Origin of the sequence: Pseudomonas sp. LH21 (genome assembly GCF_036549575.1) — a bacterium.
Classification (GTDB): Bacteria; Pseudomonadota; Gammaproteobacteria; order Pseudomonadales; family Pseudomonadaceae; genus Aquipseudomonas; species Aquipseudomonas peradeniyensis.
In genome coordinates this window covers 2,502,116-2,517,027 of the sequence record NZ_CP144367.1, presented here as the reverse complement: position 1 = coordinate 2,517,027, position 14,912 = coordinate 2,502,116, and the positions used below count along the sequence as shown (strand labels likewise).

Annotated in this window: 6 protein-coding genes; 1 reads left to right on the top strand and 5 read right to left on the bottom strand. The window is 65.0% G+C overall.

Translation table 11 applies throughout. The features are described from left to right. Positions 1-83: 83 nt before the first annotated feature. The 4 genes from VUG52_RS11580 to VUG52_RS11565 all read right to left on the bottom strand — a co-directional run bounded on the left by VUG52_RS11580 (position 84) and on the right by VUG52_RS11565 (position 12,945). Entirely contained in the window at positions 84-4,553 is a 4,470-nt protein-coding gene (locus VUG52_RS11580; RefSeq protein WP_050705142.1) for an NEL-type E3 ubiquitin ligase domain-containing protein, read from the bottom strand. A gap of 95 nt (positions 4,554-4,648) precedes the next feature. Beyond that, entirely contained in the window at positions 4,649-9,133 is a 4,485-nt protein-coding gene (locus VUG52_RS11575; RefSeq protein WP_050705141.1) for an NEL-type E3 ubiquitin ligase domain-containing protein, read from the bottom strand. A 77-nt stretch (positions 9,134-9,210) separates the two neighbouring features. After that, entirely contained in the window at positions 9,211-11,571 is a 2,361-nt protein-coding gene (locus VUG52_RS11570; RefSeq protein ID WP_050705140.1) for a DNA polymerase II, read from the bottom strand. Between the two features lie 168 nt (positions 11,572-11,739). After that, positions 11,740-12,945, bottom strand: coding sequence for an MFS transporter (locus VUG52_RS11565; RefSeq protein ID WP_050705139.1), 1,206 nt, complete (start codon positions 12,943-12,945; stop codon positions 11,740-11,742). Positions 12,946-13,059: 114 nt separating this feature from the next. On the opposite strand from VUG52_RS11565, the gene VUG52_RS11560 reads away from it, so the two are divergent. After that, positions 13,060-13,971 carry a LysR family transcriptional regulator gene (locus VUG52_RS11560; protein ID WP_050705138.1) on the top strand — a complete coding sequence of 304 codons (912 nt, stop codon included), beginning with the start codon at positions 13,060-13,062 and terminating at the stop codon, positions 13,969-13,971. On the opposite strand, the gene VUG52_RS11555 is transcribed toward VUG52_RS11560, so the two are convergent. Beyond that, entirely contained in the window at positions 13,952-14,872 is a 921-nt protein-coding gene (locus VUG52_RS11555; RefSeq protein ID WP_050705137.1) for a LysR substrate-binding domain-containing protein, read from the bottom strand. The genes VUG52_RS11560 and VUG52_RS11555 overlap by 20 nt on opposite strands. Positions 14,873-14,912 lie beyond the last annotated feature (40 nt).

Genomic DNA, 14,912 nt, shown 5'->3' with positions numbered 1-14,912 from the left:
ATCCTTCCTGACTGGCCGCTGCCTCCCGGAAACCGTCGACGGCTGAGCTGAGCATAGTCCAATGCCCGCGCCCGTGAGACCCGTCAATGCAGCGGCACCTGCCAGCTAAGCGCGTTCCTGGCCAGCGCCTCGCGGGTCAGCGCGACCATAGTGTCGTGCTCGCGCCGCTGGATCCGCGCATGCAGACGGTCGATGGCCTCCTCCGGGGCATCCAGGGCCAGCAGGTCGTCCAGGGTGTCGTGGTCGGCCTGGGGAACCCGCAGGCGTTCGGCAAAGGTCGTTTCCAGGTATTGCCGCCAGAAGCGCAGACCCACCATCCACTCGCTGATCGCATTCTCGGTCTGCGCCGCCCGGATCCAGTTGCGCGCCCAGGCGAGATCCGCCGGCTTGAGGTTGGCCACGCCGCGGTAGAGCATGTCGCTGAGCTCGACCGGCAAGTCCAGCTCGTCGCGCAGGTCGATCCGATAGGCCAGCGCCACCTCCAGCGACTCCACGCCCGCGGTCGGCATGAGCTCGGCGTGGGTCCAGGCCAACTCGTCCAGGCGCTGCAGGCGCCAGAGCTGGCCGCCCAGATGCAGCAGGGCCTGTTCGCGCTGGCCCGGCAGCTTGCCCTGTTCGGCCTGCCAGACTTTCAGGCGTACCTCCAGGTCACTGAAGCGGAACGTCGCGCTATCCTCGCAGCGGGTCACCACCGAGTTGTCGAACAGTTCCTCGCGCAAGGCCGGGTTCTGCTGCATCGCCTGCAACATGCGCAACAGTCGCGCCGCCAGGTAGCGAGCAGCGAACTCGCCTTGAAAGTCCGCAGAATCGGTGAGTTCGGCCAGCAGGTTGAAGAACTCTGCGGAGTTGGCCTCACCCTCCAGTTGAGTCCAGAGCGCCGCCATGTCGTCGCGCACGTCGCGGTCCACCAGATCGAGCCAGCGCAACTGATAAGGCACCCGGGTCTGCGAGACAGGGTTCCAGGTGGTCACCGCATCCGCACTCGCGGCCAGGGGATTGCCGAACAGACTTACCCTGCCCTCGCGCCACAGGTGGGATTGGTAAAAGTCTTCGGGCAGCGTCTCGATACCATTGTCGCTGAGGTCCAGCGTATGCAGGCGCGGAGCTTGCAGAACCCCATCGGGCAAAGCGGTCGCCTCCGTGTTGCTGAGCAGCAAGGCATTGAGCTGCGGCATGCCCCGGACAGAGAGCGTCCTACGCAGCGGGTTGTACGACAGGTTCAGGTAGAACAGCGACCTGCAGTTGGCCAGGGTCCGTTCCTGCTCGGCATCCAGGGTGATCCGGTTACCGGACAGATCGAGCACTTCCAATCGCTCGTTCAGCGACGCCGGCAACTGCTGCAGCTTGCAGTGGGTAATCTCCAGAGTTCGCAAATTGGGAAAGGCGTGCAGAAACGCGTCGGAGATCTCACGTAGCCGCATGGCCCGCAGCGCCAGGCTCGACACATGGGGAAAGCTGACCTGGGCAGGGAGTCTCGGCAATTGCTGCAAGCGGCTGCCGGTCTGGGTCAGCAGGTAGCCTCCGGCCGGCAGCGTGCCATTGGCCTGTTCGGGAATCAGGAACCGCCAGCAGTCCATCAATCCGCGCCCCAGGTCGCGTCGCGCCTCCCATTCGGTGGTGGCGAACGCCTTGCGCTTCCAGCTAGTGAGTGCCTTGCCCAGCAGGGCATGCTGGCGCTCCAGGTCAGTCAGGACCGACTCGACATCGCGCCCCGCCTGCTGCGATTGCTCAAGCCATTGCTGGATCTGCGTATCGGTATACGCCGGGTACAGGTCGCGCAACCTGGCCGTCAATGCGCGCGGCCGGTTGTTGCTGATACCCAACCAGCGGCGCCAACCGCTGAGCGGATAGCCAATGCGGCCATCTTCAAGCCGTTGCGGGGCCATGAACGAGACTGGTGTTCGCTCCAGGCCCAACACACCCGCGACGGACTGGCGTTGCTGTAACGCCCGCCGGGCCAGTTCGCCGCGCAATGATTCGGCGAACGGCTCGCCGATGCCCATCGCCAGCCGCTGGTCGGCGTCGTAACCCTGTGCCAGTACCGTAAACAGCTCGCCCGGCCGGCCGATGGCGCCACCGTTGTGGTCCGCAAGCTGGAAGTCACCGGTGCGATGCACCAGTTGCAGCGCTCGCCCCGTGCCCGAGGTGCTGAGCAATGGCTCGCTGGCGGCGCCATCATAAAGCCGCCAGGCCGGTGCGGTAGCCGCGCCTGGCATCTTTTCGAGCAGCGCCAGGACCACCCTGGCCAGATCGAGGTTCTGCGGGGTATCGAAGGTCAACGCCTCCAGGACCCTGGCCAGGCGAATGTGCCGAACCCGCGTGCTGGCCGCCTGGGCCGTCGCCAGGGGTACACGGCGCTCATCGAACAACACCTGCCGGTCGCTATCGCTTGCCTCGCGCAGCAGCGCCTGTGCGGCCGGCCGATGCAGACTGGCGAAGTCCCGCCGCAAAAGCCGCGTGGCCTCGGAATCGATATTTTGTTCATCGTACAGTTGTCGGAACACAGTTCGACGCGCCTGCCACAGTCGTTCGGCCAGCGCCTGGTTGCTCGTCTGCCCTGCCGCCGGCAAAGACTTGGCCTTGTCCAGCACCACCGCATCGGCGACCTGGGTGCCTGCGCGCAGCCGAGTTGTCGCGTCCTGGATCCGCTCGAACAGTTCCATGCGCGCCACCGTATCGGCCAGCTCAGCCTGCGGTGCCCGGCCATACACATGAAGACCACGCAGGTAACCTGCATCCAGCCCGTGGATCGCCAGCGCCTGATCAATACGCGCACCGTCCAGACGCTCGAACGCACCGCCCAGCCGGCGAAACATCCTGTGCCGGCTCTCCCACTCGCTCGGCGACTCGCTCCACACTCGCCAGGCGCCAGCGTCGTTATGGCGCAGCGAGGGTCCATGCCCCTTGTATGGGAGCAACTGCCATTGCTCGTCGCTCGCCCGCAGACGCACTGGGTAATAGTGCCCCTCCATGCGGATCCAGCGCTGGTTGCCCAACTGATAGACGCCCTGCTCGTCCACTTGCGCGGCGGCAGGCGGCGCGTCACTGCGAAAAGGCGTCAGGTCGCCGCTCCACAGCTTCTCGCTGCCATCTTCGAGCCGGGCCGGCACCAATTCGTCTACCAGGCTCCAGGCCCGCCGCATCACCACCACGCCCGCCACCGTTGCCCCCACCAGCGCGGTACTCTTGCCCACCGTCAACAGGTGATCCAGGGCGGCATTGGTGTCGCCTTCGCTCCAGTCCTCGACGGCCTGAAAGGTCTCCTTCAGTAGATCCCAGGCCATCACCGCCAGCAACGCGATACCAAGCTGGGGTATGAACAGTCCGGCCAGGCCAAGCAACGTCCAGCCTTCGGCCGCCAGACGCTTGTCGTGCTCGGCCTGCAACGCCCGATCAAGCTGGGTCACGGGTGGCGCGATCATCGCGGCGTCGTCCTTGATCTGGGCGATACGGGCGCTGGCCAGATGCTCGAACAATGGGCCTGGGTAGGCATGCATGTGCTCGTCCAGGTCCCGGGTCGCCCAGTCGACCACGTCTCCCAGCCGTTCCTGGACCCTGGTAAAGAACACCTGGCTGTCACGCCTGCGCACGAAGCGGCGGAAGAAGCGCTGGTACTCGACCTTGCGCAGTCGCTTGCCCAGCACTCGCCGGGCAAAGTCCTCCAGGTCGTCACGGGCACTCCAGGGGCCGTGGGGGTCGCCAGGGATGTACACCAGCACGCGCTTGCTGGTATCGCGTAGCCACCCCTTGTCGATCACATCCAGCACGACGATCTGCTGCAGCTCGCAACCGAATGCCTTCATCTGCTTGGCGATCACCGGGGCACCGGCAAGCCTGCCCGGTTTCCCGTCGCGATAGAGGCCGATGATCAAGGCCAGTTCGGTGTCGCTCAGCACGCCTTCGGCCCTGGCCTTACAGGCATCGATCAGCAGGTTGGCCTGCTGCAACTGCCTGAACAGCGACTTGGCATCCTGCCCGGCAATACCCGAATCCAGCACGCCAGCGAGGTGACGTTGGTACTGTGAGCCCAGGTCGAGCTCCCGGCACAAGGCGGCAAAACCCTTGGCGTCCGGAGCAGACAGGCCCCTCCCCGCTTCGTCCACCACCGCGTTGCGCCGCGGCTGCCCGTTGGCGCCAGCTTCCTGCGCGGTAAAGTTGCACAAGGCCGCTTCCAGCAAGGGAATCTCGTAGTCGCTCGTCCCCTGCAACGGATAGCGCCCGGCAATCAGGCCACCCTCGTTCGCAACGTGGAAATACTGCCGGCGAAAGGACAAGCTATCGACAGGCTGGCCGACAGCATGGCGGTCGCCCAGGGCTTGCTGCAATAGCGGCCTGGCAAACTGGTCGATACCCTGAATCCGTGCCAGCACCCTGCGCAACCCCTGACGACAGCGCAAACTGGTCTTGAGCGCTTCGCCCAGCACGGCGAACTGAGCCGGGTTCAGCCCACCCAGCCACGGTGGCAGGCGTCGGGCAACCAGGCGATCCTGGTAGGCCTGTTCGATAGCCAGCGTATCGATGTTGCTTGCTTCCCCTTTGACTACGGTGCCCATCTCGTTACTCCGGCTCGAAAAGGTCTACGAGCCTAACGGGCACCTGCGCATGCCTGACGCTAACCCATTACCACCTTTGCGCAAATCCAGCCTGCTCAGGCCCTGTCCAGGGATATCGTCCTGGCCCTGCCCATGGCTTCGCGGGTCAACTGCAGCATCACCTCATGCTCCCGTTGCTGGTTGTCGATATGCAGACGTGCGATGTCCTGTTCCCTGTCGCCAAGGTCCATGAGCCGTTGCAGCTCCTCATGCATGCGTGGAGGGACCTTGAGCCGACTGGCATAGTTGGCCCGAAGGTAGTCCTGCCAGAACGGCTGCCTGGCCAGGTACTGGGCCAGGCTATCCGCCGACTGCGCGACAACGACGGCATGCGTGGCATTGTGCAGGTCCCAGGGAGTGAGGTTTGGAATGCCGGCGTAGAGCATGTCATCCTGCTGGATCGGCAGGTCGAGCTTGCTGCGCAACGCAATGCGGTAGGCAAGGGCGAACTCGATAGACTCGCTGCTCGCGCCCGCACTGAGCGCATGCTCCGCCGCGAATTGATCCAGCACGTTCATCCGCCAGAGTTGCCCGCCCAGGTGCAGCAGCGCCTGTTCCGGCTGACGTGCCAGTTCGCTGTGTCGCGCCCGCCACACCAGTACACGTAGTTCGAGGTCGGTGAAGCGAATCGTTGCGTTGTCCTGGCAGTCGGTCACGGCAGCGTTGTCGAACAACTCCCGCTTGAGCACAGGGTCTCGACTCATGAATTCGAACATGTCCAGCAGGCGCACCGCGAAATTCCTGGCCAATGGCGCCGACTTGAAGTTACCCGATGAAGTCAGCGCGGCCAGCGTGTTGAAAAAGTCGGCAGAACCCTGTTCCGTTTCCAGTTGCGTCCACAGGGCAGACATGTCGTCACGCCTTTCGGCTGGCACGACATCCAGCCAGCGCAGGCGGTAAGGCACGCGACTGGCTTCCAGCCAATGCCATCGGCTCAAGGACTCCGGCGCTGCAGCGAACAGGTTGCCGTGAAGGTTGACTCTACCCACCCGCCACAGGTCCGACTGGTGAAAGTCTTCGGGGAACTCGTACAGCGCATTGTCCCTGAGGTCCAGCGTGTGTAGCTCCGGGCTGTCCATGACCCCATAGGGGAAGCTGTCCAACTGACTGGCTTGAAGATGCAAGGCATTGAGCCTGGGCATGCCGAAAACCGAGAAGCTCCTGCCCAAGGGATTGAAAGAGAGATTGAGATACACCAGTGACTGGCAACTGGCCAGAACCAGGGCTTGTCCCTCATCCAGTGCGATCTGGTTGCCCGAAAGGTCAAGCACCTCTAGCTGCCCGGTGAGGGTTTCCGGCAAAGGCAGGCGTTTGAGCCGACAGTGGGTGATCTCCAGGCTGCGCAAATTGGGAAATGCCCTCAGAAAATCATCCGGAATCGACTCCAGGCGCATGTCATGCAGCCCGAGAATAGAGATGTGGGGGAAGCTGACGGACGACGGAATACTCGGCAGGTACTGCAGACGACTGCGAACCTGGAACAACATGTAGCGCCGCGGCTCCTCCAGGTCACCCTCCAGCTCCGGGACCAGCCAGCGCCAGCAGTCGATCAGGCCCTTGCGAAGGGCACGCCGAGCCAACAGTTCGAATGTGGGAAATGCACCGCGAACCCACTGTTTCAGGTGGTTGTTCAGTACGTTGTATTGTTGCTCCAACGCTTCCAGGCGCGCCCGTGCGTCTTCTCCCTCCAGCCAACGTCCGATCTGCTCATCACTGAACGCCGGATAGAGGTCTCGCAGCCTCGCCTGCAGGGCCCTCGGTGGACGCTGGCCCATGGTCGCCCAGAACCGTCCACCACTCAACGGATAACCTATCCTGCCATCGCCCAGCTGCAGTGGGACCAGGAACGCATCGCCTGGCTGGTTCGCACCCAGCCACGTCGTGATCATGCTCCGCTTGCTGCTGGCATCCGTCAGCAAGCGAGCCCGCAAGGCAGACGCATTGGGTGTCTCAAGACCAAGCGTGGTCCAATGTTCGCTAGCATAGGCTTGGGCCAAGGTGTCGAACAGCTCGCCCATGCTCGATCCAGCCGCAACGTCGCTGGTACGACAGCTGAATACGCCACTGCGATGAACAAGGTCGAAAGGCGTTCCTTGCCCCGCCGTGGTCAGCAATGGCTGGTCGGCATCGCCATCGAACAATCGCCAGCCAGGTCTGGTCGCGGCGCCCGGCAGGCGTGCGAGCAGGTGCAGGACAACCCTCCCGAGATCGAGTGTCTGCGGTGTGTCGAATACCAGCGCTTCGTACACACGGGTCATGCGGATACCCATGACCTGGGTTCTGGCGGCCTGGGCCATGGACAACGGCACCCGCCGGGTTAGCAGCAACGCCGTCTGGTCATCGACGCTGGCTGTTCGCCAGACCTCATCTGCCGCCAGACGATGCAGGCTGGTGAAACTGCCGCGCAGGATCGAACTGGCTTCGGTGTCGGGAAACGCCGAGTCATACAATTGCTGCAACAGGACACGGCGATGGGCCCACACCACATCGGCCAATGACTCACCGTCCTGACCCGATGCATCAGGCAGGCTGCGCGCGCGCTGCAGCAGTGCCGTATCGGCAATGGTCGCACCGCTGCGCAGTTGCTGAACCAGATTTCCGATACGGCCGGCCAGCAGGAGGCGACTGGCCGTGTCAATCACTGCCGCGTCCGGGCGCCGGGCAAAGACATGCCAGGCCCGCAGCTGATCCTCGTTCAAAGCGTGAATGGCCATGACATGCTCGATCTGCTGTTCGTCGAGCGCGCTGAATGGCCGGCCCAGGCGACGAAGCATCATGGGCGAACCGCTCCACTCGGCCGGTTGCTCGTGCCAGAGCCGCCAGGCCCCCGCACCGTTGTGACGCAACTGCGGGCTGTGCCCTTGATAGGACGAAAGGTGCCAAGGCTCGCCGGCACTGTCTTGACTGATCGGATACCAGTGCCCCTGCATCTCGACCCAACTGTTCGCACCATGCCGGTGAATACCCTGTTCGTCGATGACCGCATCGCTCGGTGGCGCTTCGCCTCGGTAGGGCTGCAAGTCGCCGTTCCACAGTTTTTCACCGCCATCGTTCAGCCGCGCCGAGACCCAGCTGTCCACTTTGCTCCAACCGCGACGCGCCAAGGTAACGGTTGCGGCGGTCGCGACCAGCACCACCGTACCCTTGCCAACATGCAACCAGTGCTCCAGCGCGGCATCGCGCTCGTCGTGACGCCAATCATCAACGGCCTGAAAACACTCGCGCAGCAGCTCGTAAACCATCACCGCCGCCAGCGCCGCGCCAAGCACCGGCACGAACATCCCGGCCACGCTCAGCAACATCCAGCCTTCAGCCAGCAATTGCCTGTCGTGCTCGGCCTGCACCTGGCGGTCCAATTGCGCCACGGGCGTGGCGATCATCGCAGCATCGTCCTTTATCTGGGCGATCCAGGCATCCGCCAGATGCTCGAACAACGGCATGGGCTGGCCCGAGGTCTGCTCATCGAGATCGCGGGTCGCCCAGGATGCGACGTCATTCAGACGCTTGCGGATCGCCGAGAACACCCGGTGGCTGTCACGACGACGCACGAAGCGGCTGAAGAACCGACGGTAGTCATCCTTGCGCAATCGCTGGCCAAGCACATGACGTGTGTAACCCTCAAGATTGTCATTGGCACTCCATGCGCCTTGTGGATCGCCTGGCACGTATACCAGTACCCGCTTTCTGGTATTGAAGATCACCCCTTCATCAATGACATCCAGTACAACGACGCGCTGCACCGCGCATCCGAAGATCTTCAGTTGCCTGGCATGGACCTGAGCGTCATCGAGCCGGCCTAGCTGGTCGTCACGACACAATCCGATCACCAATTGCAGCTCGGCCTCGTTCAACACTCCCCGCGCCTTGGCCTGCAAGGCATCGGCAAGCATGCTGCGGCGCAGGAACTGAGCCAACAATGCCTTGACGCTCTGTCCATCAGTATCTTCGAGCAGTATCGAGTCGAGGTGTTGCTGATACCGCTGTCCCAAGTCCAATGTTCGGCACATCCTGGCAAAGGACAGCGCCGACAGGCTGGTCTGGTGCTTACCCTTGTCATCGACCACGGCGTTGCGCCGCGGTTGCTGACGGCACTCCTGCTCGGTGAAATTGCGCAGTGCTGCCTCGAGCAACGGCACATCGTAGTAATCGCTGTCCATGGCAGGCACGCGTGTAGACCAGTAGCTGACAGTGGGTGACTCGTAGACATACCAACGACGAAAATACAGGTTGCCGATATCCATCGTGTCCTGGGTGGCAGGCAAATCCAGCAGGGCATGGAGCGGATGCTGCAAGGTATCGAGCGTCTGATCCAGCAACGGCCTGGCGAAATCGTCGATGTTGGTGATCCGGGCAAACACCGCCGAAAGCTTCTGCTCATAGCTCATGAGATTGCGCAAGGCATCACCGAGCAGCGTGAACTCGGCCTCGCTCAACCGCATGACCCACTCGGGCAGACGCTTGACGATCAGTTGGTCCTGGTAGGCCTGGGCCACGGCCAGGGTATCGACTGCAACCGATGGCTGCTGGGTGGTGCTGTGCATGCTGACCTCCAAGGTGCGTGGAGGCCCGAGGCTAGGCAAAACGAGGCGATAGCAATGATTAGATAGCTAACACCCGCTCAGAACAGCAGCAGTTGTCGATCAGTCAGACGGGTGAAGTCATCGTTGACGAACGGCAAGATGGCGTCGGCCACCGGCTGCAACTGGCGGCTCAGGTAGTGCTGATAGTCGATCGGCGCCTGCAGGTTCTCCAGCGGCTGCGGGCCGGCGGTGGTGATCACGTAACTGATCCAGCCGCCGCGCTGGTACTGCAAGGGCCGGCCGAGACGGCTGTTGTATTCGTCCGCAAGCCTTGCTGCGCGCACATGCGGCGGGACGTTGCGCTGGTAGTCGGCCAACGGCCTGCGCAGGCGCTTGCGGTAGATCAGCAGCTCGTCCTGTTCGCCAGCCAGGGTGCGTTCGACGTAGCCACGCACATAGTCACGGTAGGGCTGGCCACGGAACACCCGGCCATACAGCTCCTGCTGGAACTGCCGGGCCAGCGGCGACCAGTCGGTGCGTACCGATTCCAGGCCCTTGTAGACCATCTCCTCGTTGCCGTCGGCACGCTGCACCAGGCCGGCGTAACGCTTCTTGCTGCCCTCGTCGGTGCCGCGGATGGTCGGCATGAGAAAACGCCGGTAGTGGGTTTCGTACTGCAACTCCAAGGCACTTTCCAGGCCGAGGGTATCGGCCAGGTGCTGCTGCCACCACTGGTTGACCTCGGCCACCAACTCGCGGCCGATGCGCGCGGCGGCGTCCTCGTCGTGGGCCCCCTTGAGCCAGACGAAGGTGGAGTCGGTGTCGCCGTAGATCACATCAAAGCCCCGCGCCTCGATCAGCGCCCGGGTCTGACGCATGATCTGGTGCCCGCGCATGGTGATCGACGAGGCCAGCCGTGGGTCGAAGAAGCGGCAGCCACTGGAGCCGAGCACGCCATAGAAGGCGTTCATGATGATCTTCAGTGCCTGCGAAAGCGCCGCGTTGCCCGCGCGCTTGGCCGCCTCGCGCCCCTGCCAGACACGCTCGACGATCGCCGGCAGGCAATGCTGGCGACGCGAGAAACGGCCGCCGCGAAAGCCCTCCACCGAATGCGCATCGTCCGGCTGGCGCAGACCCTCGACCAGCCCCACCGGATCGATGAGGAAAGTGCGGATGATCGAGGGGTACAGGCTCTTGTAGTCGAGCACCAGCACCGAGTCGTACAGTCCGGGCCGCGAGTCCATGACGAAACCGCCCGGGCTGGCCTCGCCCTCGCCGCCGACGAGGTTCGGCGCGACATAGCCCAGGCGGTGCATGTGCGGGATGTACAGGTGGCAGAACGCAGCCACCGATCCGCCGCTGCGGTCCACGGCCAGCCCGGTGACCGAGGCCCGTTCGAGGAGGAACTCGAGCAAGCGGGTATGGGCGAAGATCCGCGTCACCAGCTCGCAGTCCTTGAGGTTGTAGCGGGCCAGGGCCGGCTTGTCCTCGGCGAAGCGGCGATTGATCTCGTCCATGCGCTGGTACGGTGTGTCGATGGCCTTGCCCTCGCCCAGCAACTGCTGCGCGACGCTCTCAAGGCTGAACGAGGGGAAGCTCCAGGTCGCCGAGCGCAAGGCCTCGATGCCGTCGATCAGCAATCGGCCTGGGGCCTCGGCAAAGAAGTGGCTACGGCTGCCGTGCTCGCGCAGGTGCATCGGCGCGCCGTCACGGCCCAGGCACAACGGCACGTTCAGGCGCTGGGCATGCTCGTGCAGCAGGCGCAGGTCGAACTGCACCAGGTTCCAACCGATGATCGCATCGGGGTCGTGGCGGGCCAGCCACTGGTTGAGGCAGACGATCAGCTCGGCGCGGTCGGCGCAGTAGTGCAGGTCGAAGTCCAGCTGGTCCGCCTCGCCGTTGGCCGGGCCGAGCATATAGACCTGGCGCTGGCCACAACCTTCCAGGGCGATGCTGTACAGCTCGCCGCGTTCACTGGTCTCGATGTCCAGCGACACCAGGCGCAGCGGCGGACGGTAGTCCGGGTCGGGCTTGAGCTGGGCATCGTGCAGGACGCCCTGGCTGTCGGGGCGGCCATCGAAAAGCACCGGGGCGGTGATGAAACGCTCCATCAGGTAGCGTTCCGGGGGGCGGATGTCGGCTTCGAACACCTCGACACCGGCGGCGCGCAGGCGCTTTTCCAGGGCGATCAACTGGCGGTGCTGGCGGCAGTACAGGCCCATCACCGGGCGCAGGTCGAAGTCACGCAATTGCAGCGGCTTGAGTTCGACGCCCTGTTCATCGGCCAGCAGCGCCCGGGCGTGGGCGGCCTGGGCGGCGGGAATGAACGCAACCGAGGGCTGGGCGGCCAGGCGCAGGCGCCGTGGGCCCTGGTCGGTGGCCAGCCAGAACTCCACGCAGGTGCCCTCGGGCGTGTCATGCCAGTGGCGGGTCAGGACGAAGCCTTGTTGCAACGGCACTGCGGGAACCTCGAATCGCTGCTTTTCTCACATGGGCCGATTGTACCGTTCCTCTTGGCATAAAGGGGTGTTTCCAGGCCTGGCCCTATCGCGGGGCAAGCCCGCTCCCACGCCCTGCCAGGATTCGAACGTGGGAGCGGGCTTGCCCCGCGATTGCGGCCGATCAGGCTAACGTGCGCCCGCGACGAACCCGGTCCGCCGCCCGCTCAACACCAGCAGCCACGCCAGCGCGACCAACCCCAGCACCACCACGCCAAACGACCCGACCCCGGCGCCGACCAGCAGCAGCCCGCCAATGATCCCCCCCAGGGCGATCGCGCTGTTCCACACCGTCACCAGCATCGACTGCGCCACATCGCCGCCCTCGCCCGCCGCATCGGCGCAGGCGGTCTGCAACAGCGTCGGCGCACCGCCATAGGTCATCCCCCACAGCGCCACGCTGACATGCACCAGCCAGGCAGCACCTTGCGCCTGCCCCAAGGCCAGGGTCGCCAGGGCGAACCCGGCCAGGCACAGCAACACCAGCCCGCGCAGATGACGGTCGACACCCAGGCCCACCAGCACGATACCGGCCAGCGAGGCCAGGCCGAAGGTCATCAGCACCTGGCCCACCTCGGCCGCCATGCCCGCCGCCGCCAGCAGCGGCACGATGTAGGTGTAGAGAATGTTATGCCCGAGGATCCACGCCAGGATCACCAGCAACACCCGCGCCACGCCCGGCGTGCGCAGCACTGCCAGCGCCGCAGGGCGTTTGCCGGCGGCCTGGCCGGGGAAGTCCGGCACCGCCCGCACCACCCAGACGGTCAGCAGCAACGCCGCGACCGTGACCACCACGAAGGCCGCGCGCCAGCCCAGCCAGGCGCCGAGCCAGGTGCCGATGGGCAGGCCCAGTGACAGCGCGATGGGCTGGCCCAGCATCGCCACCGCCATGGCCCTGCCCTGCTGGGCCGGCGCCACCATGCGCCGCGCATGGCCGGCAATCAGCCCCCAGGCCAGGCCGGCAGCTGCACCGGTGAGAAAGCGCAGGCACAGGGTGAGGATGTTGTCCGGCGACACGGCAGTCAGCCCGTTGAACAGCACGAACCCGGCAATCGCCAGCAGCAGTGCGCGGCGTCGCCACCAGCCCTGGGTCAGGGTTACCAGTGGAATGGCGGTGAGCAGCGAACCCAGGGCATAGGCCGTGACCCACTGCCCGGCCATGGCCTGGCTGATCTGCATGCCGTCGGCGATCTGGTCGAGCAGGCCTGCCGGCAGGGTTTCGCTGAGGATGGCGATGAAGCCGGTCAGGGCCAGGGCCAGCAGGCCGCTCAGGGGCAGGCGCGCGGCACTGGCGGGGGATGCGGCGACGCTCGCCGTCGGGGAGGGTGAATGCATGGTTGTCTCCGGCTATCGATCAAGGCAGGCATGGTGCGCTGCTGGGGTATTGCGGAAAAAGCCGGGTACAATTCCACTCAGTCAGGACATCAATGTCCGCAATCGGAGCGCAGCATGGACAGCCTCAGCGGCTTCATGATCTTCAACCGAGTCGCCGAGACCCGCAGTTTCGTCGCCGCCGGCCAGTCGCTGGGGATCAGCGCCTCCGCCGTGGGCAAGCGCGTGGCGCGGCTGGAGGAACGCCTGGGCGTGCGCCTGTTCCACCGCAGCACGCGCAGCATCACCCTGACCGCCGAGGGCACGCTGTTCCTCGAACGCAGCCGGCGCATCCTCGCCGAAATCGAAGCCACCGAGCAGGAACTGTCCCAGGCCAGCGGCGCGCCTCGCGGACGCCTGCGGGTGAGCCTGCCGCAGGTGACCGGGCTGGTGATGCCGGCGCTGGCCGAGTTCATGGCGCGCTACCCCGAGATCGAACTGGACCTGGACTTCAGCGACCGCATGGTTGACATCGTCGGCGAGGGCTTCGACGTGGTGATGCGCGGTGGCCAGCCGCTGGACTCGCGGCTCAACGCCAAGTTCCTCGGGCACTTCCAGCATCGCCTGGTGGCGTCCCCGGAGTACCTGCGCGAGCGCGGCACGCCGCAGCATCCCCGCGAACTGGCCGGGCACAGCTGCCTGCACTACCGCTTCCCCAGCAGCGGCAAGCTGGAAACCTGGCCGCTGCGCCGGGAGCACCCCGAGCAGGACTACGCGCTTCCCATCTCGATGGTCTGCAACCATGTCGAGACGCGCATCTGCTTCGCCCTCAACCACCGTGGCATCACCTGCCTGCCGGACTTCAGCGTGCGCAAGGAACTGGCGGCAGGCAGCCTGGTGAGCGTGCTCGACAGCTTCATGGAGCGGCGCGGCAGCTTCTACCTGCTGTGGCCATCGGGTCGGCAGATGCCGCCCAAGCTGCGGGTGTTCATCGACTTCATGCTCGAACGCGTGCTGCCCGCCACCGACCTCAGCCGTACAGGTAGCTGATGTCCTTGTGCGACAACGCCGGCACCTGCGCCACCAGGTAGTCGCGCAGCTTGTGCATCTGGTGGGCCTTGGGGCTGGCCTTGAGCCAGGTCATGTAGTAGCCGTCGCCGGTGGCCACTGCGTGGGGGAACGGCGTGACCAGGTTGCCCGCGGCCAGGTCGGCGCTGGCCAGCACCAGGTCGACCACCGAGATACCCAACCCCTGCTGGGCGGCCGAGATGCCCTGGTCGAGGGTGTCGAATACCTGGCCTTGGTCGATGCTGATGTCCAGCGCGTCCATGCGCGCCAGCCAGCGCCGCCAGTCGCGGCGGTCCGGCGAGGGGTGGAGGAACTCGCAGCCGGAGAGCACCGACAGTTCCGGTCGGGCCTGCTCGAGGTAGCTCGGGTGGCACACCGGGATCAGCCATTCATCGAACAGCTTCAGGCTCTCCACGTCTGCCGGGAAGCGCCCGTTACCCAGCAGGATGGCGCAGTCATAGGGTTCGGAATAGAAGTCCACCGCGTCGATGTCCATCCACACGCTGGACAGTTGCACCGAGCAGCTGTTGTCGACCCGCTTGAAGCCGTCCAGGGCCCTGAGCAGCCAGCGCACGGTGAGCGTGGACGGCGCCTTCAGGCGCACGCCGTAGCGGTCCTGGCGCAGCAGCGCGCAGGCGTTCTCGATGATCTTGAAGCCGACCTTGAGTTCCTGGGCCAACAGCCGGCCATGCTCGGTCAGGCGCAGCTTGGGGCCGCGACGCTCGAACAGGTCGCAGCCGAACAGGGCTTCGAGGGTCTTGATGTGGTGGCTGACCGCGCCCTGGGTCAGGGCCAGTTCCTGGGCCGCGCGGGTGAAGGAGCCGTAGCGCGAGGCCACTTCGAAGGCGCGCAGGGCGTGCAAGGCTTGAATCCGTTCCGACATGGCGCCTTCCAGAGCATGAGTGAAGCTAATAGTAGGTCAT